We start from the raw sequence: 13,877 nt of genomic DNA, 5'->3' as shown, positions 1-13,877 counted from the left end.
GATGGTGAGAGCGGGTTAGGTCTGCCTAACCATGCCTTCCGCCGGAGCCTCAGGAGGCATCCATGACGACGTCCGCCGACCGTGAAGTGCCGCCGCCATCGATGAGAGACCTGCTGTCGGCCTGCGCCGCGGCCACGGCGGTCTCGACCCCGCCCGCGCCGTCCGCGGACCAGGACACCGCCCGTCCCGCGGATGACACGGAAACGGACGCGGCAACGGACGCGGAAACGGACCCCGACGCGGAACCGGTCGAATCCGCCCAGGGACGCCGGGCCGGCTGAACCCGCGGGTTACGGGACGACGACCACCGGCGTGCGTACGGTCGCGAACTCCCACACCGCGTCCCCGTCGGTCCGGGACATCCGCACGCCGCCCGTCTTCAGCGACGGGTCCGGGCTCTCCATCGAGCCGTCCACCGCCGCACTGAATCCGACGGACACGCCGTCCACCATCGCGAACCGCACCACGTGCTCGATCGTCACGCCGTCCGAGCCCCTGCCGGCGGGACCCGAACGCGTACCCACCAGGTACTTCCCGGGCAGCGGGTTCAGTGCGCTCGGCATGACCTCGAAGGTCCGGGTCACCTTCCCGGCCTCGTCGACGAGCCACACCTGACGGTCCCCCAGGGCGTACACCACGCGCTTGCCGGTACCGGAGCCGGCCGGGAGCGCGGGCGGAGACTTCTTCTTCTCCTTCGGCTTGTCATGGCCGGCGGCAGGGGCGCTGCTGGAGACCTTCGGCTTGGGCACGGCGACGGAATCGGGAGCGTTCGCCGATGCCTGGTAGGCCAGGAAACCGACCACGGCGAGAGCCGCCGCGGTGAGCCCGGCCACGATTCCCGAGCTGCCCCTAGCCACCGTGCGCGCCCCTTTCGCTTCCGTATGTAGTACAAGCGTTTACGTCGTACTCGCGTGTACACGGTGACGGTAGCAGCCGGTGCAGGTCGTACCGGGACGCCGGACGGGACGCCGTGCCCCCGTCGCAGGAGCCGTAGGCTGTTTGCGTGCTCTTGCTCGCCGTGGATACCGCCACCCCCGCCGTCACCGTCGCCCTTCACGACGGAAACTCCGTCGTCGCCGAGTCCGGTCAGGTCGACGCCCGGAGGCACGGGGAGCTGCTGCTGCCCGCCGTCGACCGGGTCCTCGCCGAGGCCGGGGTGAAACTCGACGCCGTGACGGACGTGGTCGTCGGCGTCGGCCCCGGCCCGTACACCGGGCTGCGGGTCGGCCTGGTCACGGCCGCGACCTTCGGCTCCGCCCTCTCCGTGCCCGTGCACGGGCTGTGCACCCTCGACGGTCTCGCCTACGCCGCCGGGCGGGACGGTCTGGAAGGACCCTTCGCCGTCGCCACGGACGCCCGCCGCAAGGAGGTGTACTGGGCGAGATACGAGGACTTCCGTACGCGTGCCACGGAGCCCGCCGTCGACCGGCCCGCCGACATCGCCGAGCCGCTCGCCGGACTTCCCGTCGTCGGCGCGGGCGCCGTGCTCTACCCGGAGGCGTTCCCGGACGCCCGCGGCCCGGAGCACGTCAGTGCCGGTGCGCTGGCGGCCCTCGCCGCCGAGCGCCTGGCCGCGGGCGCGGAACTGCTGCCGCCGCGGCCGCTCTACCTCCGCAGGCCCGACGCCCAGGTTCCGAAGAACTACAAGGTGGTCACCCCCAAGTGACGAGCACGACTGCCGTACTGCGCGAGATGCGCTGGTGGGACATCGATCCGGTGCTGGAGCTCGAACACGAGCTGTTCCCGGACGACGCCTGGTCGGCCGGCATGTTCTGGTCCGAGCTGGCGCACTCCCGCGGCGCGCGGGCCACCCGTCGCTACGTCGTCGCCGAGGATCCCGTGACCGGCCGGATCGTCGGCTACGCCGGGCTCGCCGCGGCCGGTGACCTCGCCGACGTACAGACCATCGGTGTCACCCGTGACCACTGGGGCGGCGGCCTCGGCTCCGAACTCCTCGGCGATCTGCTGAAGCACGCCACGGCCTTCGAGTGCGCCGAGGTGCTCCTCGAAGTCCGCGTCGACAACACCCGGGCGCAGAAGCTGTACGAACGCTTCGGCTTCGAACCGATCGGCTTCCGCCGCGGCTACTACCAGCCGGGCAACATCGACGCACTCGTCATGCGCCTGACGGTGCAAGAGCCCGTACAAGAGACAGAGACTGACTGATGGCTGACGAACCGCTCGTACTCGGCATCGAGACCTCCTGCGACGAGACCGGCGTCGGCATCGTCCGCGGTACGACGCTGCTGGCGGACGCCGTGGCGTCCAGCGTCGACACGCACGCCCGCTTCGGCGGTGTCGTCCCGGAGATCGCCTCGCGGGCGCACCTGGAGGCGATGGTCCCCACCATCGAGCGCGCCCTGAAGGAGGCCGGGATCAGCGCCCGCGACCTCGACGGCATCTCCGTCACCGCGGGTCCTGGACTCGCGGGCGCGCTGCTCGTCGGCGTCTCGGCCGCCAAGGCGTACGCGTACGCGCTGAACAAGCCGCTCTACGGGGTGAACCACCTCGCCTCGCACATCTGCGTCGACCAGCTGGAGCACGGTCCGCTGCCCGAGCCGACGATGGCGCTGCTGGTCAGCGGCGGCCACTCCTCGCTGCTCCTCGCGCCCGACATCACCCATGACGTACGGCCGCTGGGCGCGACCATCGACGACGCGGCGGGCGAGGCCTTCGACAAGATCGCCCGGGTGCTGGATCTCGGCTTCCCCGGCGGTCCGGTCATCGACCGGCTGGCGAGGGAGGGCGATCCGAAGGCGATCGCGTTCCCGCGCGGTCTGAGCGGCTCGCGCGACCCCGCGTACGACTTCTCCTTCTCCGGTCTGAAGACCTCGGTGGCCCGCTGGATCGAGGCCAAGCGGGCGGCGGGCGAGGAGGTGCCGGTGAGGGACGTGGCGGCGTCCTTCCAGGAGGCCGTCGTGGACGTGCTCACCCGCAAGGCCGTCCGGGCCTGCAAGGACGAGGGCGTCGACCACCTGATGATCGGCGGCGGCGTCGCGGCCAACTCGCGGCTGCGGGCGCTGGCCGAGGAGCGGTGCGAGCGGGCCGGCATCCGGCTGCGGGTGCCGCGGCCGGGGCTGTGCACGGACAACGGGGCGATGGTCGCGGCGCTGGGCGCGGAGATGGTGGCCCGGGGCAGGCCGGCCTCGGACCTGGAGCTGTCCGCGGACTCGTCGCTGCCGGTGACCGACACCCACGTCCCCGGTGTCCACGCGCACGACCACGACCACGTGCACGAGATCAGCAAAGACAACCTGTACTCATGAGTGCCACGGGCGGTACGACCGTCGCGCTGATGTGGGAGGCCCGCGCCGTCGACGGCAGAGGCCCCGAACTCCTGGAGTGGGCGCGCGCCCGCGCGGCCGAGCTGGCCCGCGAGCCGCTGCGGCGCGAGCTGTTGCGCGCCCCGCAGGACCGGGTCCTGGTCATCACCTGGTGGGCGGCGGCCTACGGCGACGAGCTGCCCGAACTACCCGAACCGGCCGCCGAGTTGATCACCCGGCCGGTGCATCGCTGGCGCTTCGAGTCCCTGGGGTCGTAGAGGCTCACGGACGGGGGGAGCACCCGGGGCGGGGCGAGCCCTTCGGTGGAGGGATTTCGGCCGGGGCGCGGGAGGCCCTCGGTCGTGGGCGATTTCTCAGCCGTGGGCAGTCCCTCGGCTGATCAGCCCCTCGACGATCGCGTCGAGCTCCTCGGCCGTGTCGCTGGCGGCGCTGTACTCGCGCCACCGGTCCTTGACCGCCGCGAGCCTGGGCAGCGCGGCCGCGTCCTCCTCGGTGATCATCTCGGGGAAGTACCGTCCGCGCGACGGGTTCTCCGCACGGCGTTCGGTCGCCCTGAGGAAGACCAGGGCGCCGTAGACATAGCGGCGTCGGACGTGAACGTCGCGCTGCCGGACGTGCGCCGCGATCTCGGCTCCACCCCGGAGGCGCTCCTCTGGGTGGTGAACGCCTACGCGCTGGCGTTCGGCGGGCTGTTGATGCTCGGTGGACGTCTCGCCGACCTGATCGGCAGCAGCCGGGTCCTGGCGATGGGCCTGGCGCTGTTCGGGGCGGCGAGTCTGGCCGGAGGGCGGGCGTCGTCGCGGGCTCGGCCGTCGCCACCCGTACGGTCGTGACGCTCGGCACCCGGCGGCTGCTGGCGGCGGGCGGTGGCCTCGCCGCGCTCGGCCTCGCCGGGTTCGCCGCGACGGCGCGGGCGGACGGCGGCTTCCTGTACTCGATCCTCGGCCCGTCCCTGGTCTGCAGCATCGGCATCGGGATGTGCTTCGTGCCGCTCGGCACCGCGGCCACGACCGATGTCGCGCCCGACGAGGCGGGAATGGCCTCCGGGCTGCTGAACAGCTCCCGCCAGGTGGGCGGCTCGCTGGGGCTCGCGGTTCTGGTCACCGTCGCCGCGCGGGTCACCGGTGACGGGGCCGGCCGGCCGATCCGGCGGCGGGGTACGCGGCGGCGTTCTGGTTCTGTGCCGGGCTGCTCGCGCTCGCGGTGCTGGTGGCCCTGATGCCGCTCCCGCCACCGGAACGGACCGCTGCGGCGGCCGCCCCGGTGGCCGCTCCGGAAGATTCTCAGAAGAATTCCGGGGGAGCTGTCGATCCGGGTGTCTCCCGTTCGACGCAAGGGTGAGAGGCGGGGAAGGACCCCGCCCCTTCCGACTGAGGAGTCACCATGCCCCGCTTCATGTCGCTGATCCGCATCGACGAGCAGAACATCCCCTCCGAGAACCCGGGCCCCGAGTTCGAGAAGCGCATGGGCGCGCTGTTCGAGGAGATCACCAAGGCCGGGGTCATGCTGGAGACGGCCGGACTCACCCCGACCTCCCAGGGCACCAGGGTCACTTGGTCCGGCGGCAGGCTCAGCTGCACGGACGGCCCCTTCACCGAGACCAAGGAGGTCGTCGGCGGATACGCCATCCTCCAGGTCAAGGACAAGGCCGAAGCCCTGGAATGGACCAAGCGGTTCCTGCAGATCCACCCGGAGAGCTGGACCGTCACCTCCGAGGTCCGGCAGATCGACGAGGCCCCGGGCGTCTGACCGGCCCGGTTTGCCGCGCCCCCGTACCGCTGCTCTGATGAGTGACCGTGACGGCAGCAAGTGCGAGGACGGCGGTCGAGGCGGTCTTCAGGATCGAGTCCGCGCGGATCATCGCAGGTGTCACCCGCATCGTGCGGGACGTGGGCATCGCCGAGGAACTCGCGCAGGACGCCCTGGTGGCCGCGCTGGAACAGTGGCCGGAGTCAGGTGTCCCGGACCGGCCGGGCGCCTGGCTCATGGCCACCGCCGGACACCGCGCGATCGATCTCGTACGCCGCAAGGAGACGTACGCGCGCAAGCTCGCCGAGGTGGGGCGGACCCTGGAGGACGTGCCACCGCCCGAGCCCGCGGAAGCGGACGACATCGACGACGATCTGCTCCGGCTGATCTTCACCGCCTGCCATCCGGTGCTGTCCACCGAGGCCCGGATCGCCCTCACCCTGCGGCTGCTCGGCGGACTGACCACCGAAGAGATCGCCCGCGCGTTCCTGGCCCCCGAACCGACCGTCGCCCAGCGCATCGTCCGGGCGAAGCGGACCCTGGGCCGGGAGGGCGTCCCCTTCGAGGTGCCGTACGGACCCGAGCGTGCCGCCCGCCTCGCCTCCGTGCTCGACGTCATCTACCTGATCTTCAACGAGGGGTACGCCGCGACCGCGGGCGACGACTGGCTGCGGCCGGCGCTGTGCGAGGACGCGCTGCGGCTGGCCCGGGGGCTGGCCGCCCTGATGGAACGGGAGCCGGAGGTCCACGGCCTGGCGGCGCTGCTGGAACTCCAGGCCTCGCGCACCGCCGCCAGGACCGGGCCGGACGGCGCGCCGGTGCTGCTGGCCGACCAGAACCGGGCCCGCTGGGACCACCTGCTGATCCGGCGCGGCATCGCGGCCCTGGAACGGGCCGTGGCGGCGACGGAGGAGGGCACCGGGCTCGGTCCGTACACCGTGCAGGCGGCGATCGCCGCCTGCCACGCACGGGCGGTGACGTACGAGGACACGGACTGGAGCACCATCGCCGCCCTCTACGACCGCCTCGCCGCGATCGCGCCGTCCCCGGTCGTCGAGCTCAACCGGGCCGTCGCGGTCTCGATGGCCGAGGGCCCCGCGGCCGGCCTCGCCCTGGTTGACGCCCTGGCCGGCGATCCGGCGCTCGCGAGCTACCACCTGCTGCCCAGCGTCCGCGGGGAGCTGCTGGCCAGGATGGGCCGTACGGACGAGGCACGGGCGGAGTTCGTACAGGCGGCCGGACTGACCCGCAACGCACGCGAACGCGAGCTGCTGCTGGACCGCGCCGCCCACCCGGACCGCGCCGGGCGATGAGTTCCGGGCGCCGCGCCGGGCCACGCCGGTCAGGGGGCTGCGACCCCCATCGAGTCGGCCGCCATCGGCTTCGGGGCGCCCTTCGCGTAGAACACGTCGAGATCGACGATCGTGAACCCCGCGGCCGTCAGCATCTCGGGGATCGGCCGGGTCAGATGGCACCCGCCGAAGAGCCGCCGCTCCAGTGGATCGAGGCGGCGCTGCCAGCGGCGTACGTCCTCGTCCTCCTCCGGCGCGAGCCCGTGCTCCAGGAAGTGCAGGGTCGCACCGGGTTTGAGGACCCGCCGCACCTCGCGCAGCGCCGCGTCGGCGTCGGGGATGGTGCACAGCGCCCACGTCGACAGGGCGCCGTCGAAGGTGTTGTCCTCGAACGGCAGGTACTGACTGTCCAGGCAGGCGCGCCGCACCAGGGCGTGCCCCGCGTCGATGCGGTTCCGTGCCAGCTTCCAGCCGAGATCGGACGGCTCGACCGCGGCCACGTCGGTGACGGCCTCCGGGTAGAACGGGACGTTGTGCCCGGAGCCGAACCCGATCTCGATGATCTCGCCGTACAGGCCTTCGCAGACCCGGCGCCGCAGCGGCTCGACCGCCTTCGAGCGGCCGGCGGCATCGGCGATCCGAGGCACGATCCGTTCGGCATAGAACCCCATCGTGAACCTCCGTATGTCCCTTCCCAGCATGGCACCCCGGCGGCCCCGACGCACCGTGCCGTCGGCAGGTTCCCACGGTCGATAGGGTCTGGCCCATGTTCAGCCGCGCACAACTGCCGCCGCCCCCACCGCCCGTGGAGATACGTTCCTGGCCCGACCGTGAGGCGCTGCTCACCGACCGGGCCGTGGTGCTGGGGGAGTTGGTGAAGAGGCATGTCTCACCGGCGCGACTGGCGACGCTGTGGCTGTGGGGGGTGCTCTGCGCGGTCGGCTGGTCGCTGGTGAGCGCGGCGCTCATCACGTTCGAGGAGACCTACGACATCTTCAGCGCCGTGCTCGCCGTGATCCTCGCCGGAATGGGTGCCTGCTGCGCGGTGCCCGCGGTCGTCCTCGTCGTCATCGGGCTGCGCCGCGACCGCGACATCCGCCGACTGCTCTCCGCCTGGGGCGGGTTGGACCGCGATCCGGTGCGCGACGCGCGGTTGAGGATGCCGGGCGTCAGCCTCGTCTGGCTGCTGTCGTCCTTCGCGCTGTGCGTGCTCGGGCTGTACACCTGCATCGCGGTCCCGGCGACCGACAAGGCGGTCCGGGGCGGTTTCGGCCTCGCCGCCCTGTTCATGGGACTCGGGATGACCTGCTGGCTCGTCGGACTGATCGGCGTCACCAAGGCCTTCGCCCACCGCCGTTGGGTGCTGCGGGTACTGGTAGGGGCGCCCGCCCCGGAGCCGCTGTTCTCCGCCGGGGGCGGCGCGCACCGCTGACGACCTCGCCCGCGATGGTCGGCGGTGTCGCGGCGTCCGGGGCTTCCGCCTTGGATTCGAAGGCTCCGGACGACGCTCCTTCTCCCGCCGCCAAGCGTGGGCGAGGGCGTGGGCCCGGACCTATCCTGGCCGGATACATGAGTCACGCAGGGGGAGGAGTGTCGCATGGAGTGGTACTGGTGGGTGCTCATCATCTTCTGGACGGGCGGCTTCGGATGGGCCGTCGACAACGTCCGTACCGCGCTGCGCAACCGGCACAGCCGCAAGCTGGAGCTGCTGGAGGCGGCCAGGCAGGAGCGGCTGGCCGTCGAAGCGGCCCACAAGCCGCCGGAGCCGGTCTGCGGCTGCACGCACCATCTCGCCAAGCACGACAAGCGGGGCAGGTGCCATGAACGGGTCGAGGTGCCGACGGCCTGGGACGAGGCCAAGAAGCCGGTCCGTTTCGAGGCGGGCCAGTGCAACTGCCAGCAGTACGTGGGTCCTCAGCCGCTCTCCCAGGTGTACGCCGAGGACCTGACCGACCTGGCCTGACGGCCGGTCCCGCCGGTCAGGCGGGACCGGTCAGCGGGTGGCCGACCAGCATCGTCGGTGCTCCGGCCACCCGGGTCAGGAAGACCGTCGCGGCGTTCGGTCCCTGGAGCTTCATCCTGCGCCGCAGTTCCTCCGGCTCGACGGCGGAGCCACGCTTCTTCACCGTCAGGACGCCGACCTTCCGCTCCCGCAGCAGCGCCTTCAGCCTCTTCATGTTGAACGGCAGCCGGTCGGTGATCTCGTACCCGGTGGTGTACGGGGAGTCGTACGGCGCGTCGCTCGTGATGTACGCGATGGTCTCGTCGATCAGGCGGCCGTCGCACCGCGCCACGATGTCGGCGACCAGATGGGCGCGGATGACGGCGCCGTCCGGCTCGTACAGATAGCGGCCGACCGGGCCGACGGGCGGGGCGGGCAGCGAGGCCGCCGACCACAGGGCGGCACCGGCCGGCAGCACGGTGGCGCGGTACGAACCGGCCGTGAAGCCCTCGCCGAACCAGAGCACCGCCTCCTTCACATCGCCGCCGTCCGAGATCCACTCGGCCTCGGCCCGCGCCGGGATCGCCTCGTGCGGGATGCCGGGGGCGATCTTCAGCGCGGCGTGCGGGGCCCCGAGCGCCGCGCCGGTCGCCCAGGAGAGCGGCGGCGAGTACGCCTCGGGGTCGAAGATCCTGCCCCTGCCACCGCGCCGCGCCGGATCGACGAAGACCGCGTCGTACGGCGAGGTGTCGATCCCGGTGACGTCGGCGCGGCGCACCTCGATCAGACCGTCCAGACCGAGCGCGGCGGCGTTGGCGCGGGCCACCTCGGCGGTCAGCGGATCGCGGTCCACGGCCAGGACCGAGATGCCCGCCCGCGCGAGCGCGATCGCGTCGCCGCCGATCCCGCAGCAGAGATCGGCGACGCTCCGCACCCCCGCCTCCACGAACCGCCGCGCGCGATGGGTGGCCACCGAGGTGCGGGTCGCCTGCTCGACGCCGTTCGGCGTGAAGAACATCCGGTACGCGTCCTCGGCACCGAATTTCGCCACCGCCCGCTGCCGCAGTCGCGCCTGCCCCAGCGCGGCCGACACCAGGGAGGCCGGGTGGGTGCGGCGCAGCCGGGTGGCGGTGGCGAGCTCCTGGGCGGGGTCGTACGAGCGCAGCCCGTCCAGCAGCGCCGAGCCCTCCGGGGTGCGCAAGGCCATGAAGGCGGCGAGCGGGTCGTCGGCGTCGGACGGGCCGGGGGCGTCGGGCGGGTCGTTCGGGGCGAGAGCGTTCACCCGTCCCATTGTGAGCCAGCCGGGTTGACCGGCGGACCCGGCGGCGGTGTCGGACCCCGGGGCCCCTCACGGGCTGGCAGGATGCGACGCCGTATTGCTTATGCGACAAAAGGAAGAATTAAACATGGAAAGGCGAGAATCGGGCACGTTCGACATCGGTGCGCGCCGGGCTTCCGGCGGGCATCGCTCGGCCCGCGTGGTCCTGGCCGCACTCCTGCTCGCCGCGGTCGGCTCGGGCTGCGCGTCCGGGACCGGCGGCCGGGGCGACGCGGACACCGAGCACCGGGCCCGACCCTCCGCCGGACACCCGGGCGGTCCCGGACAGAAGGCGGGCCCCGGGCAGGCGGCCGAACAGGGCCGCGCACCCGCCGGATCCCATGAGAACGCGAGGCTCGCCCCGGCCGTGCGGGCGGCCCTCGCGAAGAAATGGGGACTGGACGGGCCACCGCTGGTCGCACCCCCGCCGCCCGGGGTGAAGCCGCACCTCACCACCCGGGAGGGGTTCGAGGTCAAGGGCGGCGACGACTCGCTGCCGCCGGTGTTCACCACCGTCCCGACCAAGGACCGGGTCGTCTTCCTGACGATGGACGACGGTTCCGAGAAGGACCCCGAGCTGCTGCGGATGATGGACGAGCTGGACATCCCGTACAGCGCGTTCCTCAGCGACTACGAGGTGCGCGACAACTACGGGTACTTCGGCGAGGCGCAGCGACTGGGCGTGTCCCTCAACAATCACACGCTCAACCACCCCTATCTGCCCGGCCTCTCCCACAGCGAGCAGAAGCGCGAGATCTGCGACCAGCAGGACATCATCGAGAAGCGGTTCGGAAAGCGTCCCACCCTCTTCCGTCCGCCGTACGGCAACTACAACGGGGACACGCTGCGCATCGCGAAGTCCTGCGGCATCAAGGCCGTGCCGCTCTGGAACGCGGAAGCGTTCCCGGACCACATGGAATGGCGCGAGGGGGACCAGGACCTGCACCCCGGCGACATCATCCTCACGCACTTCCGGGGCCGGAAGGAGTGGGGAGCCGGCATGACCGACCTGGTCCGGGCGGTCATGAAGACCATCACGGACAAGGGGTACGCCGTGGCCCGGCTGGAGGACTACGTATGACAAGGGCGCACCGGCTGCTCGCCGGACTGCTGACAGCAGGTGCGCTGCTGACCGCCACCACCGCGTGCGCACAGTCGGTGGACCCGATCGAACGGCTGGGCCGCAAGGCCGCGCAGAAGATGACCCGGCCGCGGCCGGCGCCGGAGGCCGGCCCGCGGGCGCGTCCGCACGGCGATCACGGGGCGCCGGGGTCGCTGGTCGTCGTCGCCTGCCCTCAGCCGCCGGAGTCCAGGCACTCGCGATTGTCGCCGCCGCTGAGGCACTGGTGGCCGGACCGTCCGGGATCGTACGAGGGGGCGGGGGCCGGTGCGGGGTGCGAACGGCGGTAGTCCTCGTGCCCGGTCAACACGGTGGCCAGGCACAGCAGCAGTGCGGCCAGGACCTGGATGCCACCCGCCCAGGGCCAGTTCGAGCGGATCAGGACCACGGCGAACAGGGAGACCACCGCGGCGAACCCGCCGAAGACGAGGACCGGCGTCCAGTCCATGGGCGGCGGACCGGGCGTCTCCCGGCCGCCGAGGTCCAGTCGCGAGACCGTCAGGGAGTAGGCGGCGACCGCGCAGATCAGCCCCTCCAGGGCCACCAGCAGCAGACCGAGCAGCACGTCGAGGCAGCCGTTGACGGTGCGCGAGTGGTGCTGCGCGGTCGAAGGGCGGGGCGAGGGCGGGGGCGGGGGGCCGTACGGAGGTCCGGGCATGCACCCACGGTCGTACGGAACGGTTCGGTCCGTCCCCGCGTTGTCCTCATGGTGTCCGGACTGTTGTCCGGACTGTTGTCCGGACTGTTGTCCGGACTGTTGTGCGGTCGACCGCGCGGGGGTGGCGAGCGGCGGGGGCGGGCAGGGGTCTCGGCACGCCACGACTGGCTGAATTGGCACTCCGCTTGACCGAGTGCTAATCCCGGTCATAGTCTCGGTGCTGGCACTCACCACTGGAGAGTGCCAGCAGTACTGCGCGACTGGCAGGTCCGGCACCCGCGACGACGGATCCACCTGGTCGCCACCCAAAGACTCTTAACCCCGTGAGATCTCCGAAGGGGGAGACCGGATCGTGTCGACCGCCAGCACCAAGGTTGCGATCAAGCCGCTCGAGGACCGCATTGTGGTCCAGCCGCTCGACGCCGAGCAGACCACGGCCTCCGGCCTGGTCATTCCGGACACCGCCAAGGAGAAGCCCCAGGAGGGCGTCGTCCTGGCCGTGGGCCCGGGCCGCTTCGAGAACGGCGAGCGCCTGCCGCTCGACGTCAAGACCGGCGACGTCGTGCTGTACAGCAAGTACGGCGGCACCGAGGTGAAGTACAACGGCGAGGAGTACCTCGTCCTCTCGGCTCGCGACGTTCTCGCGATCATCGAGAAGTAATTCACCCACGTTTGCTTCTGTTCTGCGCCCCTGGCCCCCTGCGAACTAACCAGCCGGGCGGTCGGGGGCGCAGTTCATTTGAGAGGAAAGCTCAGCTCCCATGGCGAAGATTCTGAAGTTCGACGAGGACGCCCGTCGCGCCCTTGAGCGCGGCGTCAACAAGCTTGCCGACACGGTCAAGGTGACGATCGGCCCCAAGGGCCGCAACGTCGTCATCGACAAGAAGTTCGGCGCTCCCACCATCACCAACGACGGTGTCACCATCGCGCGCGAGGTCGAGCTCGACGACCCGTACGAGAACCTCGGCGCCCAGCTGGTGAAGGAAGTGGCGACCAAGACCAACGACGTCGCGGGTGACGGTACGACCACCGCCACCGTGCTGGCCCAGGCGCTCGTCCGCGAGGGGCTGCGCAACGTCGCCGCGGGTGCTTCCCCGGCCGCCCTGAAGAAGGGCATCGACGCCGCGGTCAAGGCCGTGTCCGAGGAGCTCCTCGCGACCGCCCGTCCGATCGACGACAAGACCGACATCGCCGCCGTCGCCGCGCTCTCCGCGCAGGACCCGCAGGTCGGCGAGCTCATCGCGGACGCGATGGACAAGGTCGGCAAGGACGGTGTCATCACCGTCGAGGAGTCCAACACCTTCGGTCTGGACCTCGACTTCACCGAGGGCATGGCCTTCGACAAGGGCTACCTGTCCCCGTACATGGTGACCGACCAGGAGCGTATGGAGGCCGTCCTCGACGACCCGTACATCCTGATCCACCAGGGCAAGATCGGCTCGATCCAGGAGCTGCTCCCGCTGCTGGAGAAGGTCATCCAGGCCGGTGGCTCCAAGCCGCTGCTGATCATCGCCGAGGACGTCGAGGGCGAGGCGCTGTCGACCCTCGTCGTCAACAAGATCCGTGGCACCTTCAACGCCGTCGCGGTGAAGGCCCCGGGCTTCGGTGACCGCCGCAAGGCCATGCTCGGCGACATCGCCACCCTCACCGGTGCGACCGTCATCGCCGAGGAGGTCGGCCTCAAGCTCGACCAGGCCGGTCTGGACGTGCTGGGCACCGCCCGCCGCGTCACCGTCTCCAAGGACGACACGACGATCGTGGACGGCGGCGGCGAGCCCGGCGACGTCAAGGGCCGGGTCAACCAGATCAAGGCCGAGATCGAGGCCACGGACTCCGACTGGGACCGCGAGAAGCTCCAGGAGCGCCTCGCGAAGCTGGCCGGCGGCGTGTGCGTGATCCGTGTCGGTGCCGCCACCGAGGTGGAGCTGAAGGAGAAGAAGCACCGTCTGGAGGACGCCATCTCCGCGACCCGCGCCGCGGTCGAGGAGGGCATCGTCTCCGGTGGTGGCTCCGCCATCGTCCACGCCGTCAAGGTCCTCGACGGCAACCTCGGCAAGACCGGCGACGAGGCCACCGGTGTCGCGGTCGTGCGCCGCGCCGCGGTCGAGCCGCTGCGCTGGATCGCCGAGAACGCGGGCCTTGAGGGTTACGTCATCACCTCGAAGGTCGCCGAGCTCGACAAGGGCCAGGGCTTCAACGCCGCGACCGGCGAGTACGGCGACCTGGTGAAGGCCGGCGTCATCGACCCGGTCAAGGTCACCCGTTCCGCGCTGGAGAACGCCGCGTCCATCGCGTCGCTGCTGCTCACGACCGAGACGCTGGTCGTCGAGAAGCCGGCCGAGGAAGAGGCCGAGGCCGGTCACGGTCACGGCCACTCGCACTAGCGTGTAGCGCCACCCGGCACCGAGGCCCGGTACCCCTTGGGTTCTAACGGTCCTCGCAACACCCGCGATCTGTGGGAGTTGCGAGGACCGTGGGCGTTGAGCGGGTTGATCTTGCGGGGTTGAGGGAGCG

Annotated in this window: 19 protein-coding genes; 14 read left to right on the top strand and 5 right to left on the bottom strand. The window is 71.5% G+C overall.

Annotated features, from left to right (window positions below; all coding sequences use genetic code 11):
- Positions 1 to 62: 62 nt before the first annotated feature.
- A complete protein-coding gene (locus ACIOHC_RS06930) occupies positions 63 to 281 on the top strand; it encodes a hypothetical protein (RefSeq protein ID WP_351077954.1) in 219 nt (72 codons plus the stop codon).
- 9 nt (positions 282 to 290) lie between these two features.
- Here the strand turns inward: ACIOHC_RS06930 and ACIOHC_RS06925 are convergent, their stop codons facing one another.
- Entirely contained in the window at positions 291 to 857 is a 567-nt protein-coding gene (locus ACIOHC_RS06925; protein ID WP_389636882.1) for a hypothetical protein, read from the bottom strand.
- A gap of 146 nt (positions 858 to 1,003) precedes the next feature.
- Here ACIOHC_RS06925 and tsaB point away from each other — a divergent pair, with 146 nt between their 5' ends.
- The 4 genes from tsaB to ACIOHC_RS06905 are packed head-to-tail and all read left to right on the top strand — an operon-like array spanning position 1,004 to position 3,541.
- A complete protein-coding gene (gene tsaB, locus ACIOHC_RS06920; RefSeq protein WP_351077951.1) occupies positions 1,004 to 1,666 on the top strand; it encodes a tRNA (adenosine(37)-N6)-threonylcarbamoyltransferase complex dimerization subunit type 1 TsaB in 663 nt (220 codons plus the stop codon).
- Positions 1,663 to 2,166 (top strand): ribosomal protein S18-alanine N-acetyltransferase, encoded by a 504-nt coding sequence (gene rimI / locus ACIOHC_RS06915; protein WP_365690025.1) that lies wholly within the window; start codon positions 1,663 to 1,665, stop codon positions 2,164 to 2,166. The genes tsaB and rimI overlap by 4 nt, the downstream gene beginning before the upstream one ends.
- A complete protein-coding gene (gene tsaD / locus ACIOHC_RS06910; protein WP_391738866.1) occupies positions 2,166 to 3,266 on the top strand; it encodes a tRNA (adenosine(37)-N6)-threonylcarbamoyltransferase complex transferase subunit TsaD in 1,101 nt (366 codons plus the stop codon). The genes rimI and tsaD overlap by 1 nt, the downstream gene beginning before the upstream one ends.
- On the top strand, positions 3,263 to 3,541 hold the full coding sequence (locus ACIOHC_RS06905) for a hypothetical protein (RefSeq protein ID WP_351077944.1): 279 nt from the start codon (positions 3,263 to 3,265) through the stop codon (positions 3,539 to 3,541). Before tsaD ends, ACIOHC_RS06905 begins: the two co-directional genes overlap by 4 nt.
- A 96-nt stretch (positions 3,542 to 3,637) precedes the next feature.
- Here ACIOHC_RS06905 and ACIOHC_RS06900 read toward each other — a convergent pair whose 3' ends face one another.
- On the bottom strand, positions 3,638 to 3,784 hold the full coding sequence (locus ACIOHC_RS06900) for a hypothetical protein (RefSeq protein ID WP_351078092.1): 147 nt from the start codon (positions 3,782 to 3,784) through the stop codon (positions 3,638 to 3,640).
- A gap of 93 nt (positions 3,785 to 3,877) precedes the next feature.
- Between ACIOHC_RS06900 and ACIOHC_RS06895 the strand changes: the two genes are divergently transcribed.
- The 4 genes from ACIOHC_RS06895 (at position 3,878) to ACIOHC_RS06880 (ending at position 6,346) form a co-directional block, all read left to right on the top strand.
- Positions 3,878 to 4,117 (top strand): MFS transporter, encoded by a 240-nt coding sequence (locus tag ACIOHC_RS06895; RefSeq protein ID WP_401841781.1) that lies wholly within the window; start codon positions 3,878 to 3,880, stop codon positions 4,115 to 4,117.
- Entirely contained in the window at positions 4,114 to 4,503 is a 390-nt protein-coding gene (locus ACIOHC_RS06890) for a hypothetical protein (protein WP_401841778.1), read from the top strand. The genes ACIOHC_RS06895 and ACIOHC_RS06890 overlap by 4 nt, the downstream gene beginning before the upstream one ends.
- Positions 4,504 to 4,667: 164 nt before the next feature.
- Positions 4,668 to 5,033, top strand: a complete 366-nt coding sequence (locus tag ACIOHC_RS06885) for a YciI family protein (RefSeq protein WP_351077942.1) — start codon at positions 4,668 to 4,670, stop codon at positions 5,031 to 5,033.
- A 41-nt stretch (positions 5,034 to 5,074) separates the two neighbouring features.
- Positions 5,075 to 6,346, top strand: coding sequence for an RNA polymerase sigma factor (locus ACIOHC_RS06880; protein WP_389636879.1), 1,272 nt, complete (start codon positions 5,075 to 5,077; stop codon positions 6,344 to 6,346).
- Positions 6,347 to 6,375: 29 nt separating this feature from the next.
- Here ACIOHC_RS06880 and ACIOHC_RS06875 read toward each other — a convergent pair whose 3' ends face one another.
- Positions 6,376 to 6,996, bottom strand: coding sequence for a class I SAM-dependent methyltransferase (locus ACIOHC_RS06875; RefSeq protein ID WP_351077938.1), 621 nt, complete (start codon positions 6,994 to 6,996; stop codon positions 6,376 to 6,378).
- Between the two features lie 95 nt (positions 6,997 to 7,091).
- Between ACIOHC_RS06875 and ACIOHC_RS06870 the strand changes: the two genes are divergently transcribed.
- Positions 7,092 to 7,757: a hypothetical protein gene (locus tag ACIOHC_RS06870; RefSeq protein ID WP_351077935.1), complete on the top strand. Its 666-nt coding sequence runs from the start codon at positions 7,092 to 7,094 to the stop codon at positions 7,755 to 7,757.
- Positions 7,758 to 7,922: 165 nt separating this feature from the next.
- Positions 7,923 to 8,288: a hypothetical protein gene (locus ACIOHC_RS06865; RefSeq protein ID WP_351077933.1), complete on the top strand. Its 366-nt coding sequence runs from the start codon at positions 7,923 to 7,925 to the stop codon at positions 8,286 to 8,288.
- A 16-nt stretch (positions 8,289 to 8,304) separates the two neighbouring features.
- Here the strand turns inward: ACIOHC_RS06865 and ACIOHC_RS06860 are convergent, their stop codons facing one another.
- The gene (locus tag ACIOHC_RS06860) at positions 8,305 to 9,558 is read right to left on the bottom strand and encodes a THUMP-like domain-containing protein (RefSeq protein WP_389636878.1); all 1,254 of its coding nucleotides are present in this window, start codon (positions 9,556 to 9,558) and stop codon (positions 8,305 to 8,307) included.
- Between the two features lie 115 nt (positions 9,559 to 9,673).
- Between ACIOHC_RS06860 and ACIOHC_RS06855 the strand changes: the two genes are divergently transcribed.
- Positions 9,674 to 10,666, top strand: a complete 993-nt coding sequence (locus tag ACIOHC_RS06855) for a polysaccharide deacetylase family protein (protein ID WP_401841773.1) — start codon at positions 9,674 to 9,676, stop codon at positions 10,664 to 10,666.
- A gap of 214 nt (positions 10,667 to 10,880) precedes the next feature.
- Here ACIOHC_RS06855 and ACIOHC_RS06850 read toward each other — a convergent pair whose 3' ends face one another.
- Positions 10,881 to 11,363, bottom strand: coding sequence for a DUF6234 family protein (locus ACIOHC_RS06850; protein ID WP_351077927.1), 483 nt, complete (start codon positions 11,361 to 11,363; stop codon positions 10,881 to 10,883).
- Positions 11,364 to 11,715: 352 nt separating this feature from the next.
- On the opposite strand from ACIOHC_RS06850, the gene groES reads away from it, so the two are divergent.
- Complete coding sequence (gene groES, locus ACIOHC_RS06845) at positions 11,716 to 12,024, top strand: co-chaperone GroES (RefSeq protein ID WP_093540722.1); 309 nt, start codon at positions 11,716 to 11,718, stop codon at positions 12,022 to 12,024.
- Positions 12,025 to 12,124: 100 nt separating this feature from the next.
- On the top strand, positions 12,125 to 13,747 hold the full coding sequence (gene groL / locus ACIOHC_RS06840; RefSeq protein ID WP_376279188.1) for a chaperonin GroEL: 1,623 nt from the start codon (positions 12,125 to 12,127) through the stop codon (positions 13,745 to 13,747).
- Positions 13,748 to 13,877 lie beyond the last annotated feature (130 nt).

The sequence above is a fragment of the Streptomyces sp. NPDC088252 genome (genome assembly GCF_044740965.1).
Lineage (GTDB): Bacteria > Actinomycetota > Actinomycetes > Streptomycetales > Streptomycetaceae > Streptomyces.
This window is presented reverse-complemented; position numbering and strand designations above follow the sequence as displayed.